The organism is Algoriphagus yeomjeoni, assembly GCF_049821175.1.
Lineage (GTDB): Bacteria > Bacteroidota > Bacteroidia > Cytophagales > Cyclobacteriaceae > Algoriphagus > Algoriphagus yeomjeoni_A.
On record NZ_CP187512.1, the window covers coordinates 492,311 to 518,205 of the forward strand.

15 protein-coding genes are annotated in these 25,895 nt (G+C 40.3%); 8 read left to right on the top strand and 7 right to left on the bottom strand.

Going from position 1 to position 25,895, the window contains the following annotated elements; all coding sequences use genetic code 11:
• Positions 1-2: 2 nt before the first annotated feature.
• On the top strand, positions 3-1,634 hold the full coding sequence (locus ACPUEN_RS01905; protein WP_425638147.1) for a hypothetical protein: 1,632 nt from the start codon (positions 3-5) through the stop codon (positions 1,632-1,634).
• 92 nt (positions 1,635-1,726) lie between these two features.
• On the opposite strand, the gene ACPUEN_RS01910 is transcribed toward ACPUEN_RS01905, so the two are convergent.
• Positions 1,727-2,101, bottom strand: coding sequence for a PRC-barrel domain-containing protein (locus ACPUEN_RS01910; protein ID WP_425638148.1), 375 nt, complete (start codon positions 2,099-2,101; stop codon positions 1,727-1,729).
• A gap of 365 nt (positions 2,102-2,466) precedes the next feature.
• Between ACPUEN_RS01910 and ACPUEN_RS01915 the strand changes: the two genes are divergently transcribed.
• Together ACPUEN_RS01915 and ACPUEN_RS01920 are read left to right on the top strand one after the other, a co-directional pair.
• Positions 2,467-4,725 carry a helix-turn-helix domain-containing protein gene (locus ACPUEN_RS01915; RefSeq protein ID WP_425638149.1) on the top strand — a complete coding sequence of 753 codons (2,259 nt, stop codon included), beginning with the start codon at positions 2,467-2,469 and terminating at the stop codon, positions 4,723-4,725.
• A gap of 13 nt (positions 4,726-4,738) precedes the next feature.
• Positions 4,739-6,169, top strand: a complete 1,431-nt coding sequence (locus ACPUEN_RS01920) for a glycoside hydrolase family 140 protein (RefSeq protein ID WP_425638150.1) — start codon at positions 4,739-4,741, stop codon at positions 6,167-6,169.
• A 60-nt stretch (positions 6,170-6,229) separates the two neighbouring features.
• Here the strand turns inward: ACPUEN_RS01920 and ACPUEN_RS01925 are convergent, their stop codons facing one another.
• The gene (locus tag ACPUEN_RS01925) at positions 6,230-6,796 is read right to left on the bottom strand and encodes a pentapeptide repeat-containing protein (RefSeq protein WP_425638151.1); all 567 of its coding nucleotides are present in this window, start codon (positions 6,794-6,796) and stop codon (positions 6,230-6,232) included.
• Positions 6,797-7,247: 451 nt separating this feature from the next.
• Here ACPUEN_RS01925 and ACPUEN_RS01930 point away from each other — a divergent pair, with 451 nt between their 5' ends.
• The 5 genes from ACPUEN_RS01930 (at position 7,248) to ACPUEN_RS01950 (ending at position 19,222) form a co-directional block, all read left to right on the top strand.
• Positions 7,248-7,994: a hypothetical protein gene (locus tag ACPUEN_RS01930; protein ID WP_425638152.1), complete on the top strand. Its 747-nt coding sequence runs from the start codon at positions 7,248-7,250 to the stop codon at positions 7,992-7,994.
• Between the two features lie 75 nt (positions 7,995-8,069).
• Positions 8,070-8,612, top strand: coding sequence for a phage tail protein (locus tag ACPUEN_RS01935; protein WP_425638153.1), 543 nt, complete (start codon positions 8,070-8,072; stop codon positions 8,610-8,612).
• Positions 8,581-9,165 carry a phage tail protein gene (locus ACPUEN_RS01940; protein ID WP_425638154.1) on the top strand — a complete coding sequence of 195 codons (585 nt, stop codon included), beginning with the start codon at positions 8,581-8,583 and terminating at the stop codon, positions 9,163-9,165. The genes ACPUEN_RS01935 and ACPUEN_RS01940 overlap by 32 nt, the downstream gene beginning before the upstream one ends.
• 57 nt (positions 9,166-9,222) lie before the next feature.
• The gene (locus ACPUEN_RS01945) at positions 9,223-18,141 is read left to right on the top strand and encodes an MBG domain-containing protein (RefSeq protein ID WP_425638155.1); all 8,919 of its coding nucleotides are present in this window, start codon (positions 9,223-9,225) and stop codon (positions 18,139-18,141) included.
• Positions 18,142-18,259: 118 nt separating this feature from the next.
• Positions 18,260-19,222, top strand: a complete 963-nt coding sequence (locus tag ACPUEN_RS01950) for a PorP/SprF family type IX secretion system membrane protein (RefSeq protein WP_425638156.1) — start codon at positions 18,260-18,262, stop codon at positions 19,220-19,222.
• 104 nt (positions 19,223-19,326) lie between these two features.
• Here the strand turns inward: ACPUEN_RS01950 and ACPUEN_RS01955 are convergent, their stop codons facing one another.
• From ACPUEN_RS01955 to ACPUEN_RS01975, 5 genes are all read right to left on the bottom strand, one after another.
• Positions 19,327-19,920, bottom strand: a complete 594-nt coding sequence (locus ACPUEN_RS01955; RefSeq protein ID WP_425638157.1) for a hypothetical protein — start codon at positions 19,918-19,920, stop codon at positions 19,327-19,329.
• A 270-nt stretch (positions 19,921-20,190) separates the two neighbouring features.
• Positions 20,191-21,324 (bottom strand): hypothetical protein, encoded by a 1,134-nt coding sequence (locus ACPUEN_RS01960; RefSeq protein ID WP_425638158.1) that lies wholly within the window; start codon positions 21,322-21,324, stop codon positions 20,191-20,193.
• Positions 21,325-21,421: 97 nt separating this feature from the next.
• Positions 21,422-23,758: a glycoside hydrolase family 95 protein gene (locus ACPUEN_RS01965; RefSeq protein WP_425638159.1), complete on the bottom strand. Its 2,337-nt coding sequence runs from the start codon at positions 23,756-23,758 to the stop codon at positions 21,422-21,424.
• A 163-nt stretch (positions 23,759-23,921) separates the two neighbouring features.
• Entirely contained in the window at positions 23,922-25,193 is a 1,272-nt protein-coding gene (locus tag ACPUEN_RS01970) for a cation:proton antiporter (protein WP_425638160.1), read from the bottom strand.
• The gene (locus ACPUEN_RS01975) at positions 25,193-25,891 is read right to left on the bottom strand and encodes a hypothetical protein (protein ID WP_425638161.1); all 699 of its coding nucleotides are present in this window, start codon (positions 25,889-25,891) and stop codon (positions 25,193-25,195) included. Before ACPUEN_RS01975 ends, ACPUEN_RS01970 begins: the two co-directional genes overlap by 1 nt.
• Between the last annotated feature and the right edge of the window lie 4 nt (positions 25,892-25,895).

Here is a 25,895-nt window from a genome sequence, read left to right on the forward strand (position 1 = left end):
TCTTGAAAAAAGTTATTTGGGCTGTAGGAATTCTGATTTTCTTAGTCGCCGTTGCACTAGTTATTTTAGAGAAATGGGTAATTCAAACCTTGCCCGATTTAATCAATAGTAAAGAAGATAGAGCCTATACTATTCTTTATGAGGATGTTGATTTTCACTTGCTACGGGGAAGCATAGAGTTACAGGGAATCTCCCTTTTGCCTGTAAAGGAGGAAAAGTCAATTACCATCACCGGTACTATGAAATCTCTTAGGCTAGGAGGGGTAAATATGCTTGGATTTATTTTTGGAAAAGTGGCTGAAGTAGATGAGCTAAGATTCGATTCGCCAAAATTCATTTTTGTCAGAAATGATTCTGTTGCGTCAAAACCTGCAGATATGTCTAAAGAATTCCAAGGACTCTTTGGTGATTTGGTGTCGCGAGGAGTCATTCATAACGTAGTGCTAACTGGCGGTTCGGGAGAGTTTTATACCAAATCGGATTCTGTAAGGAAGTTTGGGAGTTTCGAAGATTTTGAGATAGCTGCGGTAAATCTTGAGACTGATTCAGTCCGAATGAATTATACCATTCCGTTTAAATTGGAAAGTATCAAGACCAGTATGAAAAACCTTCTGGTAAACATTAATCAAGATCAAACTTTCACCTTAGGTTCTTTGGCTTACGATTCTAAACAGGAAAAATTTGATTTTTTTGACCTTCATTTGAAATATAAGGATACCAATATTGAAGTAGCCAAAAAAGCACAGGTTCAAAAGGATTTCATTGAAGTAGATGTCAAACACCTTCGTATTGAACATATCAATGCACAAAGTAATATCTATGGCAACTGGGCTGTAGTGGCTGGGTTGCTGACGATAGATAGCCTGCATTTGCATGATGTCAGGAATAAAAACAAACCGAGACCTTATGAGCCTGAAAAGCCTATGTTTGAAGGAATGGTGGAGCAGATTCCCTTTCCTCTAGAGATAGATACGATTAAGGTATTGAATTCTAAAATTACCTATTCCCAAATTTCTGAGGGGAAATCTGAACCGGGGAGCCTGGTTTTTGAGCAACTCTCGGCCAAGATCTCTCATGCAATTTCTTTGGATTCGCTACAGTCTGGTGAGTTACTTATTCATGGAGAAGCTGTATTGAACGGTTTTGCACCCATGCGCATGGACGTAACAGTGCCCTACACAACTGATAGTACAAAGGAGAACTTTCACCTAGAAGCTAGTGTGGATCCTTTTTCCATGCCAGCTCTCAATGGGATTTTGGGAGACCTAGTTTCTGTAAATATCACCTCAGGAAGGATGCAAAAGCTAGAAATCACTATGGATGCCTCACGTTTTGCTTCTTCCAATTTTATGAAGTTCCACTACGAGGATCTCAAACTAGAGCTAAGAGACGACAATTCACAAAAGAAGAAATTGATGTCTATTGTCGCAAATGTGCTTACTTCAAGCAACAATCTTCCCGAAAACAAGAACTATAAAACAGCCATTTTTCAAACAGAACGAAATGTGTATCGAGGGACTTTCAATTTAATTTGGGAATCATTAAGAGAAGGAATGCTGGAAATAGTACCGGGTGACCTGATGCAAATCCTGATGAAGGAACAAGACCCTCCAGATGGAGGAAAGAGAAGATAATTGTGGCTAATTATTAATTCGTAAGTAGAAATTTTAACCCAAAAAAAGGCTCTCCAAAACATGGAGAGCCTAGCAGAGTCCAAGCACCACGCCTATTCAATTAGCGCTCTTCTTCTGTCAAAACCATAATAAGTATGAACATCGTTGATGAATTGATGCTGAGGTCCTACTGGCCAGGCGTCGTCATCAAACCCTGGAGCATTCTCTAGCTTTTCTTTGTTGACCTTTACTGTGATGACATCACGTTGGTGACCGTGAAAATCAAATGCCTCCCAAGGAAGAGCTAAGAGTTTGCTTCCAAGGTTTAGAAATCCACTATCTACTGAAAGTACTACATATGCAATTTCGCCAGTCTCTGTGTCTAGCATGATGTCCTTTATGCTTCCTACTGTTTCATCGCTGATTGTTTTAACTGTACAATTTGCTGCCGTTGAGCTACTTATTGGGAAATAATATTGGGTATTCATGGTTAAATTGGTTTAGTGAAAAATTGTGGTTGAGAAATAGGAAACCAAAGGCATGCCATCAGCCTATTTATTCGGTTTGGGGAGTTATTACTATTTTTTAAGATTTTTTACGTGTCGAGATAGGACGATTTGGGCAACCACCTCCGCAGAGATATTAAGGATTGGTTGGTAGAATTATCTCTTAATATGTTTTGATAGGGTTGGAAAAAGCCAATATTTAGTTGGTGAGGATTTATTTGTCTTCACTGCTAAAAGTTGTGGTGAACTCCATTTGTGGATTGCAAATAAAAAATCGAAATTAGTTAGATGAAGTATTTGACTTCATTCTTTAATCTATTCATTTTTAAAAATAGTAGTTTCGCTAAATGGGAAATCAAAGTACTGACAAACTTGAGCTGGCTGCCAAGTTTGTCAACAATACCGGAGCACCGATTTTTTTGACTGGAAAAGCAGGGACTGGGAAGACCACTTTTCTGAAAAATCTAGCTTTACAAACACACAAAAGTCATGTGATTGTAGCGCCTACGGGCATTGCTGCACTAAATGCAGGTGGAGTCACCATTCATTCGCAGTTCTTATTCCCGCTCGGATTCTTTCTCCCTGTCAATGAGCCAGAAGGCAATTTCTCCGACCAATATGGGTGCTTTACGCAGCATACCCTGATTCGAAAACATCCGCTGAATGCATTGAGGAAGAATGTGTTGAAATCCATTGAACTTCTCGTCATAGATGAAGTGAGTATGCTCCGTGCGGATGTGTTGGATGCGATAGATTACAGACTTAGAAGTGTAAAAAGAAACTACAATACTCCCTTTGGCGGCGTGCAAGTATTGATGATTGGAGACCTTTTTCAGCTTCCTCCCATAGTTCGGGATAATGAGTGGCAAGTACTTCGTAAATTTTATCCGAGCATGCACTTTTTCGAAGCTAGAGTTTTGCAGGATTCGGGATTGGTGTATCTGGAGCTCGATAAGATTTTTCGTCAGCAGGATGAAGACTTCATCCAAGTGCTCAATCATCTTAGGGAAAACCAAGTCACGTCCCAGGATATTGCACTGTTAAACAAACACTACAAAACTCAGGATGAAATTGCTGAAGTAAAGGACTGCATCACGATAACCACGCACAATTATAAAGCAGACCAGATCAACCGGGATCGATTGATGGCGCTGAAGGGTGATTCTAAGTTCTATGAAGCGGATATTGAAAATGATTTTCCTGAAAATATTTATCCACTTCCCAAATCACTTGAATTAAGGGTAGGGGCACAGGTGATGTTTATCAAAAATGATTCTTCAGGCAATCAGGATTATTTCAACGGCAAACTTGCTACGGTGGAAGAGCTTGAGGATGATTCTATCAAAGTAGTATTGGAGGGAAATCGATTTGCTTACCAACTAAGGAAGGAAATCTGGGAAAACAAGAAGTACGTGATCAATGCAGAAACGAAGGAATTGGAAGAAGAAGTGATCGGTACTTTTAGCCAATATCCTATAAAAACTGCATGGGCCGTTACTGTGCATAAAAGCCAGGGATTGACTTTCGATCAGGCTATTATCGATGTAGGGAATGCATTTGTACCGGGTCAAGTCTATGTGGCGTTAAGTAGACTGAGAAGTTTGGAAGGTTTGATCTTGAGGACAAGAATTCAAAACAATTCTCTGCAGTCAGATTCGCAGGTCCAGACATTTGTAGAGAGTGCCAAAAAACATTCGAAACTAGATGAGCTTTTAGGAGCATATCAGCAGCGATATCTTTCTTTGTTATCAGGAGAGACTTTTGATTTGTCTGGCTTACTACAGGAAATAAATAGCTTTCAGCGAAAAAATGACAGTTCCTTGGAGTTTGAAGATCCAGAGATGCAGAAAGCGGTGGGAGAGATCGCTGCACTAATTCGAAATGAAGTGGGGACTGCCGAGAAATTTAGTAATCAACTTCGATTTCTCTTGCAGCAAAATGACAAGGAGAAATTGATGGAAAGACTTGACAAAGGAGCTTCTTATTTCAAGGATTTTTTGAAAAAAGCCCTTGAAAAAATACTGATTCATCGTGCGGAGGTGGAACGGTTTTCCAGAACAAAAACTTACGCAAATGCCTTGGAAGAATTGGAAGTCAGTTTGCTTAGAAAGTACGGGGAGATTAGCAAAGTAAGTCGTTTGATTTCCTCAATTATGGATGGCGGTATTCCAGACAAAATGAATGATTTGGAACAGGATAAAATCAACCTCAGAGTTCGATTGGCTGAGGCAGCGAAACAAGCTGCTGCGGACAATCCAAAATTTGCAAATAATAAAACGGGTAGAAAAAAGAGCGGAAAAGCTAATCTTAAGCGCAAAGTAGGAGAGACTTATGAGATTACTTTTGGGATGATCAATGAAGGAAAAAGTATAGGAGATATTGTAGTGGCTCGAGGATTGGCTGAATCTACGATCAAAGGTCATTTGGCAAAAGGAATTCAAGAAGGAAGAGTGGAATTGGAGGATTGTTTGCCTATTGAGGTGATCTCAGAGATCAGTTCACAAATCGAAAATATCAAAAACCTGCAGGCTCTTAGAATTCACTTTGAAGGGAAATACGATTACAATACCATAAAAATGGTGGTGGCAGGAGTAAATAACGCATAAGATACCCATGAATATGAAGAGGATTATAGGACTAGTTGCTTGCTTATTTACACTTCTAACCTTGGCCAATGCTCAAGAATTAAAGATCACGCCAAACGGCAGATATTTTGAAACTCAAAAGGGCGAACCTTTCTTTTGGTTAGGAGATACCGCTTGGGAATTGTTTCATCGGCTCAATAAGGAGGAGGCTAAGTTTTACCTTCAGACTCGTGCAAAGCAAGGCTTTACAGTTATTCAAGCAGTCATTTTGGCCGAAAGAGACGGAGTGAAAACACCCAATTCAAATGGCGACTTACCTTTTCATAAACTAGACCCAACTCAGCCAAATGAGGCATATTTCGAACATGTAGATTTCATAATTGAAGAGGCAAATAAGCTTGGTTTGACTATGGGTGTTTTGCCTACATGGGGGGATAAAATTTATAGTGCACATCCAGGTGCCGGACCATTGATTTTTGATGTGTCAAATGCCAAGGCTTACGGACGGTTTTTGGGTGAACGCTATAGAAATAGCGAACTCCTATGGATCTTAGGTGGTGACCGTATGGTTGCCAATGAAGAGGTCGCCCAAATTTGGGATGCTATGGCCGAAGGCTTGGAAGAGGGGGATGAAGGGCGTCATTTGACTACATACCATCCAAGAGGGTTTAGCTCTAGTTCCGATGCGTTGGATAACCCAGATTGGTTGGATTTCAACATGTACCAGAGTGGCCATGAAAAGCGATTTTTGGAGGTGTATCGATTTGCCCGAAAGGATCTTGCTTTGCGACCCCAAAAACCTACGGTGGAGGGCGAGCCAGCTTATGAAGATATTCCAGTGAAGTTTTGGAATTACATGAAATTCAAACCCGGAGAATTTTCCGATCAGGTTGATGCAAAGGGAAATATTAAAGATCAGGCTAAATTTCCAGAGGGATTCTTTAGCGGGTATGATGTGAGAGTTCTCGCTTATTGGAATATTCTTGCTGGTGCTGCCGGATACACCTATGGCAATAATGCAGTTTGGCAAATGCAAAAGGAAGGAGAAACATTCGTGATTCCTACACTGACTGATTGGAAAGGAGCATTAAAGCGTCCTGGAGCAGAATCTATGAAGTTTTTCAAAAAGTTTTTCGAAGCAATAGACTTTACTAAGATTGTATCTGATCAAAAGTTAATCCTGTCAGAAAATCCGGAAAATGAAGATCAAATCCGTGCTGCCATTGCCAACGACGGTTCTTATGTTATTGCTTATTTGGCAAAGCCAAGAGAAGTAAAAGTAGATCTCACAGAATTGACGGGTGATAAGCTTCACGGGATATGGTATAATCCCAGAAATGGCAAAAAAATAGCGATCAAAAAGCTGAAGCCTACACCATCACTTACCTTCCAACCTCCCACAAGTGGAGTTGAGGAAGATTGGGTTCTTTTGATTCAGGACAAAGATCAAATCAAAGGCAAATAGGGTTTTCGTGCCTGTATAGAGCTCATAAGTCATGGAATACCATGTTTCTTGCCTTTTGAGTCAACCGATCTTAATTCCATATTTTCCGAGCAAACCAGGCAATCCTTCTAAATCGAATCGACCACCTTTGATCCGGTTTCTTTCAGGGTCAATGGAATAGTGAATTGCATTTCTGAAATCAACTTTCTCTACAATGGTTTGGTCAAAAGTAGCTCCACTTAAATCTGATCCTTGAAAATCTGAGGAAGTCAACTCAGTCTGGGTGAAATCGGTTTCCAAGAGCCTACAATTGATGAATTTTGATTTTTTGACCTTCAGATTGTAAAAGCTAGAGTAGTCAAGTTGACAATTGGAGAAGGTGAATTCTAGCAAAAAAGGATTACTCGCATGGAAATGAATGCCAAGCATCTTGCAGTGCTCGAATCTTACATTCTGAAATGATACATCTGGAACTTTGATATTGCTCAAGTCGCAATTTTTGAAAGTACAGTTTTCGAAATTATTACCTCTCAAATCTAGTCCTGACAAATTGCAATGCTCAAAGGTGCATTGTTCGTAATCTGCTATTTCAAATGATGATTTAGTAAAATTTAGGTCATTAAAGGCCTTTTCTTCGATGTAGGGCATTGAAACTGATTTTTAATAAAATTCTTCTGCTAAAATAAGATCAATATTATTTGGATCGCAGATATGCCAAAAATGTGAGACTGCATCCGTTTAAAAATATCTAGGTGTTAATTAGTTTGAAAGGAGTATTTGTTGTTCGAAAATACTTTTTAAAATGGTAGAATTAACTTATGTGTTTGCTATCAGATAGGATAAAGAAATGTTAATGAATAATTGTTTGGTTTTTCAAAGATGCTATTGGATTATTTTTATGGATATTGGTATACGTATTAACACCTATTTTTATTGTATTTCATTGAAGAAACGAAATAAATTAGCTAGTTTAGAATTGTGATCTTTTATGAGTGGAATGATTTTGAGCTTACAAGAGATTGTTTTGAGGTTATTAAATTTTTGATTTTCTATGAACATTCTCAGGGATACTAGAAGGAGTTTTATCATAAAGAGTGCATTGCTTGCTGGTGTTTTTTCGTGTATCAAATATGGTGCTTTTGCAAGTTTAGCTGATAGGAAGAGAAAGCTCCATGTCAGAGTATTTCATGGTAATAGCTCTTTTGAAGCAGTTCAAAATACTTTTAATAAAAATTTATTAAGGTCATCCCCAAATATTTTCGTAGGGAATGAATCAATTTGGTGCTCTAAGGAGGGCAGTGAATTAGTAGGAAGTACCAAAAAAGATTTTAAATTTTCTACTCACTTTTTTAGGCGTAGACAAATAGATAAATATGAATCAAACTTCGAGAACAAAGGAAGGATAAACTCAACTTTGGTACTTGAAGAAAATTTACCAAATCGAAATATTGCACAATATGAGGTGGTTAAAAGTTCAGGACTAACTATAGGTTTGATAAGAATTGGATTTTTCAATTCTTCACAATCTCAGGGTGGGACTATCAATAAAATGAATGAGGTATCTTGGATGCTAAAAAACACCCAAGGATGTGATTTGATCTATTGTTTGACTGATTGCCCAAAACAGATTTTTCCTTATTTCAGTGCGAAAGAATTGGCAGAAAACAGTCTATGCATTGATCACTTTTTTGTGAATTCACATAGCAGCAAGGAGAACAAACTTTTTGTTTTGCGAAATCAAGAAGGAGGGCAAGTATTACTCAGCCAGAAGAACACATTAGACGAAAGTTTAGATGTGGTTGAAGTAGGGGGTGTTGATAGATTCTCAATTTATCAACTCAAGTAGGTTTTAAATAGAGCCTTTTGTGGCTAAAAACATAGTTTAATTTTTAATTTCAGTATAACCAAAATCAATTTTATTATGGAAGAATTAATGGCAACAATTAAGCTTTTTGCAGGGAACTTTGCTCCTCGTGGATACATGCTCTGTCAAGGGCAGATTCTGTCGATTTCTCAGTATACGGCTTTATTCTCTTTGCTCGGCACTACCTATGGTGGGGATGGTAGAACTACTTTTGCTCTGCCGAACCTAAGTAGCAGGTCACCTATTGGTCAAGGGCAGGGGCCAGGGTTAAGTCGAATTATACTTGGACAAACTGGAGGAAATGAGCAAATAACCCTGACTATTCCAAATCTTCCAAATCACACTCATTCAGTGAATGTGAGTTCATCAGAAGGAACAGCTAATGTACCGACAGATAAGGTACTTGCTTCGACTTCAGTGGTAGTAGAAAGGGGTGGGGCTCCAGTTCCTGTTTTAAGTTATGGTTCTACCCCAAATAGCCAGCTTGCGGCGTCGGCTTTAGGTTCTACGGGCGGTAATATTCCAGTGCAAACTAGGAACCCATTTTTAGGGCTTAACTACATTATATGTGTACAAGGAATTTTTCCATCAAGAAACTAAGAATATTGTTATGGATGAAATGATCGGAGTAATCAAATTATTTGCAGGGAATTTTCCCCCAAGAGGATGGGCATATTGCGACGGGACGTTGTTGCCTATAAGTTCGAACGATGCGTTGTTTTCAATTTTGGGAACAACTTACGGCGGTGACGGTAGAACTACATTTGCATTACCGGATTTAAGGGGTAGAACACCTATAGGAACGGGGACTGGGCCTGGCCTTTCTACTATCAATCTGGGCGCAAAAGGAGGAATTGAATCTACGACTCTTACTACTGCAAATATGCCAAGCCATTCTCATGTTTTTAATGGGAGTTCCAATCCTGGGACAACAAATAATCCAACAGGCTCATTTGTGGCACAGAGTACCGTAGTTTTGGAGCGAGGCGGAAGCCCAGTCCCCTCTCTGGGTTTTTTGGATTCCTCAAATGCACAGTTGGCAGCCAGTACCATTAGTCCAGTAGGTGGAAGTCAGCAAGTATCGTTGAGAAACCCCTATCAGGCTACTAATTATATTATTTGCCTATATGGAATTTATCCTTCCAGAAACTAAGTTTTAAAACACCCGACCCTATTCTGGGTCGGGAATTTTTATTTAAATAATTATCTGATGATACGTTTAGTCTTCAAATCCATTTTTACTGTTCTTTTTGTCTTGGGTGGTTTTTCCTTTGGGTTAGCTCAAACTACTACAGTTACCTTTAATGAAATTACTACTAGCACTGGTCTTTCCTTGAATGGAACTAACACTTATGACAATTCAGGAATCCGGTTTCAGATTTTTTCTGGTTCAAACTCAAATGCATGGGTTAGTTCAACTGAACAAGGTCTTGGAGGTACAAGAGCGCTAGACGATAATAATACCGCCATAGGAGGTGTTACGGGTTGGAGAATTACCAAGGTGGATGGCACAGCTTTTCAATTGAATAGTATTTGGTTGCAAAATGGAGACCCTTTAGCTTCTGCTTCTGGAACAGTAAAAGCCTATAAAAGTGGAGCACAAGTTGGAGCTACAGTAAATGTTAATTTCGACAGTAATACTACTGGAACAAAAAGCTTTGCAGCAAACCCTGATTTCTACGACGTTGATGAAATCAGGATAGAGGGTACAGACCTCTATGTATATATAGATAATTTTTCATTTGGAACTGCGATCGTTCCAGTAGATTCTGATCCTCCAGTAGTGACCGGGATTTCACTTGTTGGGGCTCCTTTGACAACGGCTACTTCTGTAAACTACACAGTAACTTTTTCGAAAAATGCTAAAAATATATCTACGGATGATTTTCAGTTAACTACAGCAGGTACAATTGGTACGGTAGCATCAGTATCATCCTCCATTGGAACAAGTGTCACAGTTACTGTAAATGGTATCGACGGTGAAGGGACCATTCGATTAGATCTAAAAGCAGGTACTAATATAGCTAACGATGATAATACCCAGGGAACGCCAGCATATACCTCAGGGCAGCTTCATTATGTAGGTGCTTGCTTTGTAGAGACTTTTGAAACTGAGACTGATGCAGCTACTACGTTCAGTGGAAACGGTGTGAGCTTTTCTCTAGGGACAGGATTTGAAATTGAGAAGAAGGCAGGTTTTGGCGCAGGAGGTTCCAATGGATATGTTATCAATAATAATACAGCGGGATCATTTTCACTGACAGGTGCTTCCGAGTTTACCATGAGCACAATAGATTTGTATCTTTCAAATACTGCTAATAGTACAGCGCCTACTGGTACAGGAACAATTACTATTACCGGTAAGAAAGGTGGCGCAGACCAATATACTATTACAAAAAATTCTGGCTTTCCTACTACTACTACTGTTAACGGTGGATTCTTTACCATTAATTTCGCCACAGATGGAGCTGCCAATTATCGCAATACCAATGTGGATGAACTGGTCTTTACAATAGGAGGAGGATTTATAGAATTGGCAGTTGATAATATGAACTTCTGTGAAGCTGCTCCGGATGTGGATTCACAAGCTCCGGTAGTTCAAAGTATCATAAAGACTGGAAATCCACTTTCTACATCCAGTACAGTTAATTTTCAAGTAACTTTTGATGAAGCTGCAAGCAATGTAACCATAGATGATTTCACCTTGCTCAAAACTGGTACAGCTACTGGCACGATCACTGGTATTTCAGGTTCCGGTTCTGTCTATACCTTGACAGCTACTGGGATTTCAGGTGAAGGGTCTATCCAAGTTAAATTGAATGCCGCAACCGATATTGAAGATGCGCTGGGGAATAATCCGCCTTTTGAGTATTTGGATGGTGAAATTCATCTTGTAGGTGCTTGTTACATAGAGACTTTCGAAACATTTGCAGATGGAGTGACCACATTCTCATCTAATGGAAAAGGCTTCACTTTAGGTGGCAATTGGGCAGTGCAGGATAGATTAGGCTTTGGCATAAATTCTTCTGATGTATTTCTTGAAAATACAGGTTCAGGACCATACAGTTTTTCAATTGATGCACCAGTCAAAATCACAAAACTAGCTTTATTCCTGACGTCCAACACAACTGGGCCTAGTCCACTGCCAACCAATGACGGTACTGTTACCATTCGAGGTAAGAGTGGAGCAACGACGGCTTATACAATTACGAAATCAACCGGTTTTCCAACTGACTTCACATCAAACAATGGCTACTTCTATATTGATTTTGCCACAGAAGGTGGCGCTGATAATTCTAATACCTATGTAGATGGTTTGGAGATTGAAATAGGTGGTGCTTTCGTTTATCTCGCTTTGGATAACCTTGAGTTCTGTTCAGATTTTGAAGCACCTTCTGGCTATTCAGTAGTGATAGACCAAGACCCAATTAATGCTGGTAATTCATCTGCGGTTAGTTTTACCTTTGCTGATGCTGAGATCGGAGCTACTTATAATTATACTTTTTCTACTTCTGGAGGAGCAACAACAGTAACAGGATCTGGTACGATTGCTTCGGCAACAGATCAAATTACTGGCATAGACCTTAGTGGTTTAGAAGACGGGACAATAACTCTGTCTGTAACTTTAACTGACCCTTCAGGTAATACAGGCGATCCGGCAACAGATACTTCGGTTAAAGCTCCAAACAATATCCCAGTGGCTACAGCTCCATCAGCCCCTGTGGTAACAGAAGATGAAGTAAATGTCGCTCTGGCAGATGATATTCAAGTGGCAGATGCTGATGGAGATGATCAGACTCTAACGTTTACCATCACTGGAGGTACAGTGACTCTTGGTATTGCAGGAATCACCTTTGCAGGCTCAGGAAATGGCTCAGCTAGCTTCACTGCGGCGGGTACTCTAGCCGCTTTAAATACGGCATTGGATGCTGCCACTTTTACACCAACTCCTGATTTATTTGGTACAGGAGTAGCGACTATTGAGTTTGTATCTAATGACGGAACGGCTGATTCAGACCCGGCTTCAGTTACTTTCAATATTACTGGAGTAAATGATGCTCCAGTCTTTGATGGAAATAGAATTATCTCTTATACAGAAGGAGGAACCGCCACGAAGTTTAACGGAGGTGGAAATATAGGGTTGAGTGATATAGAAGGAGATGATATAATCGAAGCTAAAATTACTTTTAATGATAAAATCACTGGAGATGTACTTTCTGTAGAGGCACCCAATCCTTATAGTGTCACGCAAGAAGGTGATGTAATTACACTCTCAGGTACAGGTTCGGTTGCCCAAATGATTGCAGCTTTGGAATCAATAGAATATAGCCACATTGGAAATGACCCTACTGTCGGGGGTACTGACAATTCCAGGTTAATATCGACAGTAGTGAAAGATGCATCAGGTCTTTCTTCCAATATTTTAACTGTTCAGGTTGCTTTAACCGCCGTCAATAATGATCCAAGTATAGCCTCCTTACCAACAGATATTACTGTCCAAGAAAATGCAGCGAGTAATGTGAACCTTTCAGCAGCTACTTTTGGTGATCCTGATGCAGGAGCAAATAGTATCACGCTAGAAATAGCTGCAGATTTAGGAATTCTGACTGCTTCGGATGGTGGAGGTGTAACGATCAGTAATTCTGGTACTGGCGCTATTACGTTAAGCGGTGCTGCTGCAGCTATTGATGCTTACTTTAACACTGCCTCCAATATTCAATATACCGGACCTGTGGCACTTTCAGGTGATAATGCAGCCACTTTGACTTTCACCGCAAATGACGGAGGGAATACCGGAACAGGTGGTGGAACTAACGTTGTTTTGGGTACTGTAAATGTGGATATTTCAAATGCTCCGCCTACAGTTACTTTATCGGTTTCACCTTCAAGTAAACCTGAGGGAGTCGCAACAGATAATTTGGTTATTGCCACTTTGTCGAATACTTACGATTTGGATGTGACTGTCAATTTAGCGTTTTCAGGTACAGCCACTCACTCCGTAGATTATATCAGAAGTGGAGCTACCATAACTATTCCAGCAGGATCTACGACTGGGTCTATCACATTCAATAATATTGATGATAATCTATATGAAACTAATGAAACGGTAATTGTAGATATCACTTTAGTTACCTATGGAACGGAGGATGGTGTTCAGCAAGTGACATTTACAATAACTGAAGATGATCTGCCTCCAACAGTATCCTTAGAGGTGTTGGATATTTATAATCCAATCACAGATGAAAGTGGGGGACAAGCCTATGTAAGAGCTAAACTGAGTGCAGTTGCTGGTGTGACGGTATCAGTCCCACTTACTTTTAGTGGTACAGCTACAGGTGGAGGAACCGATTATTCAATAACTGGATCTACGATTTCAATATCTTCAGGAGATTTGATGGACAGTATTCGTGTTACTTCCCTATTTGATGGAATAGAAGAGGGAGATGAAACCATTATCATTGATATGGGTACACCTACGAATGGTACTGAAGATGGAATCCAGCAGGTGACTTTGACTATTATTGATGAGGATGCAGTTCCTCCTATTGGTTATTCCGTGGAGATAGATCAACCATTCATCAATGCCGCTAATGAATCGGCTGTCGGTTACACGTTCTCAGGTGCTGAAGTAGGTGCTACGTATAACTACACGTTCTCCAGTGATGGAGGAGGGACTAATGTGTCAGGAAGTGGTACAATAGTGACTACAACAGATCAAATCGCAGGTCTGGATCTAAGTGGCTTAGCTGATGGCACAATTACCTTATCTGTAACACTTGAAGATGGATTTGGCAATACAGGTCCTCTGGCTACAGATACAAAAATTAAGGATACCCAAGCTCCTGCTAAGCCAGGCCTTCCTGATCTGGTAGCAAGTAGTGATTCTGGTATCAGTGATACTGATGATATTACCAATGATGTAACTCCGACTTTAGAAGGTACAGCAGAGAATAATAGTACTGTTTCCATAACTAGCTCTATCGATGGAACCTTAGGTACTGCCACAGCAGATGGTTCTGGACAATGGTCATTTACTCCAGGTACTGATTTGTCAACAGGAGTACATTCTATTACTGCATCTATTTCTGACATTGCTGGAAACAGCAACGAATCAGATCCATTGAGTTTGACTATTGATACAAAAGCACCAACTCCTGTAATAATTAATGGGTTGTCGCTTACTTTGGATGTCAATGGTGATTCACCAACCTTGTTTGCTGCTGATTTCATAGCAAGTCCTTTAACAGACGACTTCTCTGATGCAGCTGATATTGTTTTAGATTTGGATAAAACGACATTTAACTGCTCAAATGTTGGTTCTAACCTAGTTAGAATTACTGCCACAGATGAAGCTGGTAATTCGGATTATGCAGAAACTTATGTTTTGGTTCAGGACAATATAGCCCCTACAGCAATAGCTAAAAACATCATTCTGAATGTCGATGCATTTGGAACAGTGACGCTATTGCCAAGTATGATTGATGACGGATCAAGTGATAACTGTAGTATTGTATCACGGACTTTAAGTAAGACAGAGTTTGACAGAACAGATGAAGGACCAAATAATGTAACCTTAACTGTCTTTGATGGGAGTGGTAATTCTTCAAGTGCGATTGCAGTAGTCACTGTAGTTGTAGTGCCAAAAATACTGACCATCACAGCTGATCCAGATCAGTCAAAACTGATAGGTGCAGCAGATCCTGTATTCACTTATTCTGCCTCAGGATTTGAAGGGACGGATGATGAGACAATTCTAACGGGTGCACTTTCTCGAGATGCAGGAGAAACAGTAGGAACTTATGCAATTAATCAAGGTGACTTAAGTGCTGGCTCTAATTATTCAATCAATTTCGTTCCAGCTGATTTTGAGATCAAAAAAGGTACAGTTCAGATAACAGGTTCTTTTGATGCAGCTGATAAAGTTTATGACGCCACAAAGGCAGCCACTATTTCGGTGAATAATCTAAGCCTAAGTGGAATAGATGCCACTGTGCCAGATGTGTCAATTGGTACCGTTACCACTGAGTTTGTTGATAAAAATGTTGGGGTAGGTAAAGAAGTAAGAATCACATCAATCACTTTAACCGGTGCTGATGCAGGTTCTTATGATATTGACTATACTGGAGCACCAACTTCTACAGCTACAATTTCTGCTGCACCGCTTTCAGTAGTTGGTTTTAGTTCTAATAATAAAGTGTATGACGGTACGACAATAGCTTCTCTATCTGGGACTTCGTCAGTTACTGGAATTGGTGCAGATGATGTTTCTGTGACAGGCACCCCTATTGCTAATTTCTTACAGTCTGATGTTGGAGTCGCTATCCCTATAACAGTAACAGGGCTTACCTTGGGTGGGTTGGATAAGGATAATTATTTGATTATCCCACCTGCAGGATTGGAAGCGAACATTACAAAAGCGCAACTATTGATCAGCGCCAATCCAAATCAAAGTAAAGAGTTTGGATCAGCCGACCCAATATTCACTTATTCATCATCAGGATTTGTAGGAGGGGAAACCGATGCAATCCTGACAGGAGCATTAAGTCGGACTGCAGGGGAGGATAAGGGGACTTATCCAATTAATCTTGGGACACTAGATGCAGGGTCGAATTATTCAATCAACTTTACTGGAGCTAATTTTACCATTGCTGCGAAAGTATTGAACATCACAGCAGATGCCGGACAAATGAAAGTCTATGGTGAAGGCGACCCTATCTTTACTTATGTAGCTACAGGATTTGAAGCTGGAGATGATGGATCGATTCTTACCGGAGCCTTATCAAGAGCTGCTGGTGAAAATGTAGGTAACTATGCGATCAACCTTGGAACACTTTCAGCTGGTGCCAATTATACAATCAATTTCACTGGAGCTAATTTTGCTATCACACCACGAACTCTGAATGTAACAGCCAATCCTAATCAGGCAAAAGTCTATGGTTCTGCCGATCCGGTTCTAGCTTATTCAGCCAGCAATTTCGGGAATGGAGATACAAATGCCATATTGACTGGAGCATTAAGCAGAACGGCAGGGGAAAACATCGGTTTGTATCCAATCAACCTTGGAACGCTTAGTGCAGGGTCAAACTATACGATCAATTTCACTTCAGCAGACTTTGAGATTGCTACCAAGATATTGAATGTGACTGCTGAAGCTGGTCAAACCAAAGTCTTTGGCACAACTGATCCTGTGTTGACATATACTGCAACTGGTTTTGAAAATGGGGATACAAATGCAATTCTGACTGGAGCATTAAGCAGAGCAGCAGGAGAAAACGTTGGTAGCTATGCAATAAACCTTGGTACATTGAATGCTGGTGCTAACTATGCCATCAATTACGTCGGAGCAAACTTTGCGATAACCAAAGCACTAATCACTGGCATTACACTGGCAGATGGAAGCTTTGTTTATGACGGTACCGCTAAATCCTTGGCCATTTCAGGAACGCTTCCAACAGGTACATCTGTAGCTTATACTAACAATTCTAGGACGGATGTTGGAACGCAGGAAGTAACTGCTACCATAAGTGGATCCAATTACATGAACCTAGTCTTAATGGCAGACCTCACAATTACTCCAGCCTCTATAGTAGGAATTAGCTTTGAAGATGGCTCATTTGTTTATGACGGTACAGCTAAGTCGTTGGCGATTACCGGAGCTTTACCACTGGGAGCATTTGTAGCTTATACTAATAATAGCAGAACCGATGTAGGCCTTCAAGAAGTATCCGCAACTATTTCTGGAAGTAATTTCACATCCTTTGAGCTTACTGCAGATTTAGAAATCACCAAAGCGATTCTGGAAGTGATAGCTGATGCAGATCAGAGTAAGTTGTATGGAGAAGCTGATCCGGTATTGACTTATTCTGCTTCTGGATTTGGAGTTGGAGATGATGAAAATATATTAACAGGAACCATATCCAGAGAACTTGGAGAGGGTGTAGGAAGCTATGCGATTACTATCGGGACTTTAGATGCCGGTTCTAATTATACCATAGACTTTACAGGAGCTGATTTCGAAATCATAAGTAATGACACAGATGGTGATGGTGTTCCAGATGATATAGAGGAGGAGCAAGGTACCGATTCTGAAGATCCAATGGATTATTTGGATACTGACGGTGACGGAGTTCCGGACTATGTGGAAGAGCAAGAGGGAACTGATCCTGATGATGCAGGTGATTACTTGGATTCTGATGATGATCTGGTTCCAGATTATGTGGAAGAGCAACAAGGCACAGATCCTGAAGATGGTACTGACTTCCGAGATGAAGACGGCGATGGAAATCCTGATTATGTGCAGGAAAGATCTGTCACTGAGTTTGTAAATGAAAGTATTGAAGCACTTTGGGGAACTGATTCTGAAGATTTAAAACTGCCTACCGAGGTAGTTGTAATCACAGCTCAGGGAGAATTTATCAATCTTCCAGTAACATGGGATCTTACAGGTTATGACCCGATAGTTTCAGGGACAACAAACTATTTAGGTACGGTTGATCTTCCGGCAGGATTATTCAATCCGGATGACCTTCAGCCGATTCTGGAAATAACCGTGTTGACTAAGCCAGCTCCGCAGGATGTAACACTTAGTGCCAATAGTTTTATTGGGATTCCAGACCAATACTTCCAGGAAATCGGAGCCTTTACAGTAATCGATCCTACTGATAACGTTCATATGTTCAGTCTACCAGAAGGATTGGAGGATAATGAATATTTTGAAGTGCTGGACGGTATTCTATTCTGGAGTAGTGCAGAGCAGGCGGGAGGTAGAACAACTTTCACTGTTGTCCTTCAAGTGACGGATCGTGCAGGAAATGTGCTTGAGAAGAGCTTCCTGATCACCAGAACCCGTACTCCTTTAGATCAGCTCGATGTGCCAAATACCTTCACTCCTAATGGAGATGGGTCAAATGACACATGGGGTGTGCTGGCATTGCGTTACTATACAGATATCAGAATAACAATTCTGAATGTTGGTGGAGAGGTAGTCTTTTATACTGAGAATCCTGACGTTCAGTGGGATGGTGTATTCAATGGCAAAGAAATGCCTGTAGGTGCATACTTGTATGTGATTGAAGTGGGTGAAACAGACGAAATACGAAGAGGTATGCTGAATCTGCTAAGGCGATAATTTTGACTTAAAGCAAAGACCTGAGTCCAGGCATTAGCACTTAAAATATAATAGGGATAGAATTAACGGGAGGCGTTGGAAGACGCCTTTCCACAAGCAATTTTTAAAAGGAAACACCATGAAGGAAATAAAATACATCGTAGCGGCATTTTTTCTGATGATAGGAGGGCTGTCGCAAGTCCAGGCACAATCCCGGAAATATGTATCGAGCTTTAACCTTTTCCAGAGCTACTACAACCCAGGCTTGACGGGCTATGAAGGTTCAACAGTAAGAGGCTTTGTACGAAACCAATGGTCTGGCGTAGATGGGGCTCCTAAAACTTACTTTTTCAGCACTGAGCTAGACTTCGGAGAATTGGCAGGAGAGGAAGACCCTGCTTTGATGGGCAAGAATGCAGTTTCTGTAAATGTGCTATATGATACTTATGGTGCATTCAGAGAAACAGAACTGACACTAGGATATGCGAGTAGAATCAGGCTTTCAGAGACGCATAACCTACGACTTGGAGCAGGCTTGAATTACCAGAGTGTTCGATTGGATGGAAACGCACTAACGACCGAGGAGCAAAATGATCCTACACTTGGGCAGTACGTCGGGCAATTTTCAAACATGAATGTTGTAGACTTTAATCTGGGTATAGCGTTGACCCATGCTAATTACTATATCTCTTACGGGATACGTAGAGTGAACGGCGGTAAGATCACCTCAGGAGATGAGTTTATGGATGCCTACCCAGCTAGTTCAATTTTTCAGGCTGGGTACAGAAGTGCTGTAAGTGACAATCTAGCTGTGATAGTAAACGGAATGTACAGCACCCAAAAGAATCAGGATGATAACATCGAATTGAACATTAAGGCTTTGATGATGGATAGGATCTGGCTGGGTATTGGACATAGGATTGACTATGCTACCAATGCGCAATTTGGTGTGGTGACTAATAGACTTAGAGTTGGATATGTATATGAATTTCCTACCGGCGGAGGTTATAATCTTCCAGGTAACACCCATGAGTTTACTGCAATTTTCAACTTGTTCAGAGACAATGTGAGAACAGATTCTCAGCAGGTGTTGATGTGGTAGAGTACAAAGCTATCAATCTAAATCCAAGAAAAATCCCTGTTGTAGTAACGCAACAGGGATTTTTATTTTAGAACAAATATGATAAATTCTTAACCTTAGAGTATTTAATCCCTCGGCGGAGTAATCATAATGTGTGCTCTATGCGTACCCGGATCCATAATCCAAGGCATACCTGGCGCACTAGGTTTCAGTGGAAGACCAGTAGTCTCTGGGGTAGCCCAAGGTAAATAAACCACATACCTCAAATAGGTATCCGAGACATCTCCGGTGGTCGTGTTATAATTTTCTGCATCGGCGCTTAGGACAAAAAGAGTAGCCCCTTCTTTAGGCATTTTGAGCTTACCATTTTTGGCTTCAGCCTCTCTTGTGTCAAAGATTTCTTGAAATGACTTTCCTTCTTTTTTCAATTCTCGCCCTCTGATCATAAATGGTTCCAAATCTGAAGCATAGCAGGAAACACTAAATCCCTTACCATTAGGATCATCTGAGATACAAATCATCTCATTTTTACCTTTTTTCAACTCTACGAGATCTCCCTTTTCATTGTATCCTAAAACTGTAGCATCCGCTTGTTTTTCTTCTGGAGCAGCCATCACTGCTGTTTTGATTTGAATTGCAGCGGATGGAGTTATCACTTCTTGTGAGAAAGCTGGGAAAACCGCCAAGCAGACTGCCGTTGCACTTAAAAATGTTTTCATGATATCAGGGTTTAGTGATAAGGTAATTTAAGCTTTATTAGGAAGCTTGACAACTTGATTGTCAAACTTTTAGACCTTACTTACTCATCAAAACAATGGGCTTGTCTTGAGTACTATCACGTTCTCTAATTGTAATCTTTAGGATAAGTGCAAGCTCCCATTCCAAGAGCGATAGTTTTCATCACTGACTATGGCTCGCTTAGTATAGCAGGTGACTTATAGCTTTTCATGCAAAAAAATCACCTATGCTTTACCTCACATTGAATTATCCTAGAAATTCAGCGACCAAATCCCGCCTTTTCCGGCAGGCACGATAGGTAGAACAGTATTATTAATTACAGCAATCGGATTGCCTGAGGGATCCATATCCCACATATTCCCTCTGAAAAACACGTTAAATCCAACTTTAGCTTGGGTGCCTCCTATGCGTTTTGGTATGCTATATTTTCGCCAAGCTTCCAGATTTGAAAGTTTGCCTATATCATTAGAATCAAGATTTTCTGGAGCCATTTTCCCATCATATCCAATCCAAGTTGAGTATTCTGTTTGATTGTCTCTTAAAAATGAAGGACTTAAAATAATTTCGGCAGATTCGATTATCGCATTTTCATAAGACTGAGCATGCCAGCTGTCATTAAATGGTATTATGCATGTTTTCCCGAAGGGTAAATCAAAGACTTGTAGGTTTTGTGGATCTCCGGGAGTTGTGTAGCTGTCTTCTGAAGTATTGAGGTAAGACTTCAGGATTGGATCACCAATTATTTTTCCATCTGGTCCATACAAAAATGAAGTATTATAAAGTGGGCCTAGAAGGTTTAAAAAAATCTGACCATCGACTACACTTGGATCAGGTAAAAGGATAGAGCCTCCGACTATATAGGTATCAGTTTCCATAGCCAGCTCTCCAAAGGTCTCATTATATACCTTTAGCATTGATTTGGCTTTCATTCTGATTATAGACGAAAACTCTTTATTTGGCTCATCTCCAGTTTTGATGTATCCCAATAAAAAATCAAAAGCATTGCTAATTGCTAAAGTTCTCAGTGCTTCGTTTAGTGTTTTCTTATTATTTAGGTTACGTTTTTCATCAACCAAAAACAGCCAAGTGCCGATATTCTCTGGATATATAACAATTGTATTTTTTTGGAGGAAGCCCTTTCTATTAGCAGCAACTAAATAGGCTTGAATTTTCTCTTTGAAATTAACTTGATTAAAATAGTCTGACACCTCCATGAAGGGCTGTACGCCCACAATATTCCTTGTTAGAGAGTCCGAAGGATTGATTTCCTGAACAATCGATAGTTGGCTGTTAGTTTTCTCCAAAGGAGTGTTTCTCCCGTAAAACGACCAAATAAGCCAGATGAAAACTGTTAATATGATTAAGGTGATGAATCTTCTGATCATTGACTGAATTTAGCGAATGCTAGATGAAAACGACTTCTAATACTACAGGTGGTTTGTATTTTATTACTTGACTTGTTGGAGTGGTGACTATCAAAATTTAAAATTCTACTTCAAAGCTTTGGCCTCGCTCAAGGTCAATGTCCATTTCAGACCCATCATATAAAACCAAGATTTTTCCAGTTTTTCCAGCCTGAATTCTACAGGACTTTAGTTCACCATCTTGCCAAGTCATGTCTATGGTATAGTCTCCTCTGGCTTTCAAGCCGGAAACACTGCCACTTGCCCAAGCTTTTGGAAGAGCTGGAAGCAGTCGAATAAGTCCGGTTTCATGAGATTGAATCAGCATTTCTGCAACTCCGGCGGTGTAACCGAAATTTCCATCTATTTGAAATGGAGGATGTCCGTCAAACAGGTTTGGATATAAGGACTGAGCAAGAAGTTTTTGAATATGCTCATGTGCCATCTCTCCATCTAGCAGCCTAGCGGAGAAATTAATCAACCAAGCGCGTGACCAACCAGTGCCAGCCCCGCCATTGGCCAATCTAAATTCAAGGGTTTTCCTTACCGCAGCAAATGCCTCTGGAGTTTCACTTTTTGTGATGGCATCTCCAGGGTGAAAAGCATACAAATGAGACATGTGTCGGTGTCCTTTTTCATTTTCCTCATAGGGTTGATCCCATTCTAATATTCTGCCATCCTCAGCTATTTGAACTCCAGGTCTCAGCTTATCGAGTTGAGTTTTTACTTTTTCTCTAAGTGGCGTTTTCTTTCCAAGTAGATCAGACGCTTTCAGGAAATTATTAAAAATATCTGCGATGATTTGTTGATCCATTGCCGCTCCCATCGTGGTGGCTACTACTTCTCCTTTACTGTTGATAAACTGGTTTTCTGGTGAAGTGGAAGGGGAGGAAACAAGAGTTCCGTCGGCTGGGTATTCTACTAACCAATCAGAATAAAATGCTGAAATAGCCTCAAGAGCAGGAAAGGCTCGCTCTTCAAGAAATTGCCTATCCTGAGTAAATAAATAATGATCCCAATAATGTCTGCCTATCCAGCCTCCAGCTCCAATCCAACCTCCCCAATAAGCTGTAGCTGCTCGTAAAAAGGCTACTTGCCATAGATCTGTGGTATGTGGGACCATGGAGCCAGCCATGTCGAAATTCTCTCGGGCGGCATTTTTACCATTTTCTATTAGCCCATCAATAAAATTAAATAGAGGTTCATTTAGCTGACTCAAATTGGTGACGTCGGCTGGCCAATAATTCATCTGCAAATTGATATTTACATGGTAATCGGCATTCCAAGGAGCTGCAATATGTCTATTCCATAGCCCCTGTAAGTTTGCTGGATTTGTTCCTGGCCGACTTGACGAGATCAAAAGGTATCTTCCATAGTCGAATAATAGCTGTTCCAAGTGCAGGTCAACTTCCCCGTTTTTGACGCGCTCAATTCGGGCGTCGGTTGTGATATTGTCAGGTTCATTAGGACTTAACTGAAGGTCCATTCGCTTGAACCAGGAAGCGTATTCAGTTTCGTGGGTGTGAAGTAGCTCACCCCAGCTTTTCAACTGGATTTTTTCTAATTGACGTTCTGCCTCAGCCTCAAAGTTTTCATGATAAAAAGAAGTAGCTGAGACTAATTTCAGCATGAATTCCTTGGCGCCGGATATCACTAGTGTGGAATCAGTTGTGCTTATCTCACCAGATTGGTTTTGAGCAAAAAGTAAGGTTTGGAATTTGACCCCATTCAAAATCTCAACAGGCTTGCTGTCTAATTGCCCTTTTCGTTGTGTGATCATTCCTGACATTTCGAGTTGTCTGTCATTGAGGGCAGTAGTTTTTGCGGTGGCAAAACCATTGTCTTCAGGCCTATTCATGGAGATTTCTCCATTGAATCCTTTTGGGTGATTGGTTTTGAATCGGATGATCAATGCATTGTCAGCCGCAGAAGCAATTACTTCTTGACTGACTTCAAATCCTTCGGAAATAAACTGAGTGAGGACCGTTGCTGTCTCAAGATTTAAACTCCTCCTGTAATTCTGGGATTCTATCCAGTCAAAGTTAAACCACAGGTCACCCATGGTCTGATGAGATCGTGTGACACCTTTTCTGGAGAATTTCAAGACTAGTAACGAATCTGCTTTTTTATTGTCTCCAGCCAGCAAATAGGCTCTGATTTGATCTAGATCAGCTCTTTTTCCTTCTGCCAACCCCCAATCTTCATAGCCGCCAGGCCAAAGTGAATCCTCATTAAGTTGCAAATGTTCTTGACCTGGTATGCCCATTACCATCGCTCCCAGACGGCCATTTCCCACTGGCAACCCCTCTTCCCATTCTTCTGCAGCTTGATTATACCAAAGGATGGAAGTGGATTGGGAATAGGCTAGATTAACTAGGGACAGTGAGATGAGGGCACTCGCGAAGAACTTTAGCATGGTATTTTGGGTCAAAAAATAAGATTACGATAAATCTTTGAAGTCCCCAACCATAAATGTTCTAAAATTCAGATAGCGCAGTAAATTCGTAGGTAAAGAGGTAGCTGCTTTATTGCCATTTTGCAATAAAAGCTTCTTGAGATAATGGAATAAGGATTAAATTTTACTTATCCTCGTTTTCTAAAACGCTTGGTACCTTCCATTTTACCGATCCTACAGCTCTACTATTTGCCAAATCTACTGCTTTGGCAGATCGTCTTTTTTCGTAGATCATAGCCACAGTCATTATCAAACTGGTTCCAATAATTACAAAAAGCAATATCCCAGGCTCAAATCCTGGCACTATAGCTTCCTCAGGAATAGCATAATAAAGCAAAACAGTGATCAAACCCCTAGGTGCTATAAATGCCTGAGGGATAACGTCTTTTCCTTCAAAAATCCATAGTAGGACTATACGGATACCATAAATAGATAGAATCAGCATACTACTGATCAAAGCTACCTGCAAGTTGAACAGAGAGGTGATGGTAATAGTAAGTCCAAAAATCACAAAGAAAAGCGTCCTAACCACAAATGCGGTCTCTCCTGTAATGGTGTGAAGTTCATGGTATATCTGGTGTGCTTTGTCATAGTCCAACCATTTGGAAAGTCGTCCTTTGAAAAACAACTTCATATTGGCGATGACCAGTCCAAAAATCAAAATGATGATCAGTGATGATAGGTGCATTTTTTTACCTAAAGCATAAAGCAGGAGCAAAACAGCGATCATCAAAAAGAGCTTTACATTGCTTTTGATTTTCTGAAAAATCAAAATAATAGCGTAGCTCGCTATCAGCGAAATCGTAATAGTTAGTAGGAAATTTCCTCCAAACCCTACCAATCCTGAATCTTCAGCAGGATTCAATTTACCGGTAAGAAAGTAAAAAAGCATGATGCCTAATATATCTGAGAACGTGCTTTCGTAAATATGAAACTCACGCTTTTTAGCTCGCAATCCAGCTACGCTAGGAATGATAATGGCACTTGATAAAATTGACAAAGGAGTAGCATACAGCCAAGCAGACTGCATGCTCATATCCGGAATATAATAGTAAAGGATGCTCGCAGCTGCCCAAGTGGAGAGTCCAAGCCCAATAAGAGCAATGGCGAGTGATTTGAGAATTGGAATCAATTTCTCGCGCTTGAGTTCTAACTCAAGTGCCGCTTCCAGCACGATCATGATTAGTCCCACTATTCCTAGAACCTCTAATATTGGGAAAAAGTCAATTGTTTCAGAGGTGAAGTATTGCAAAATATACTGTAAAATAACCCCTAAGGCTATCAGCATCAATACTGCAGGGATATTCGTTTTCCTCGATAAGCCATTGAAGAGAAAGGAAAGTATAATAATCACTGAGAACTCAATGATCAGATTATATGAAGAGATTAATTCCATTAGGCGTCAAAGTTTTCAGTAGAATTTGTCATGACTTTATGGTCATGCAGGTAATTGATGAAATCTTCATGTCTTGCACCTTTTACCATGGTGTAATGCATCAAGAAGATTTGCTTATTGGGTAGCTCTTTTAAATTAGTCGGTTTGCCCAAAGCTAGAATGGGATGGTTAAAAACCAAGTCCAAAAGAGCTTCCTTGCTAAGATCAGTTTTAAGATAAAGAGCCCGTTGAAGCACGTTCGTCTGATTGGAAATCAGCGTAAATCCGGTTTTGTCAAAGAAGTTGTACCAAACCCAGCGTTCGCCTTGGTCAGTACCAAGTACCATCCCCAAGCTTCCAATTCTATTAATTCTGCCGTGGATTTTACCAGCTTTCACTAAGGTGTCTGTGACCACCATTGGGCTGGCACGGATGAACAAACCACTGATATAATTACCCAATTGCTTGTATGCAAAACCTGCAACCAAAACTATAATTAAGCCATGAGTTACAGGGTCTAGAGCAATGAAACCGCCAATAATAACTAACCAGGCAACTGGCTTGTAGAAAAGTCGAATCTTATTAATTAATGCTAGGTAGCGATCGTTAATACGTCTTTTTTTCAAATATCGGGTAAACCCGAAAAAACATAGGGACAAGAAAAAGTAGATCGCAAAGACGATTAGGATTAATACGTAAAGATCATTCCAATAATTCATGTCA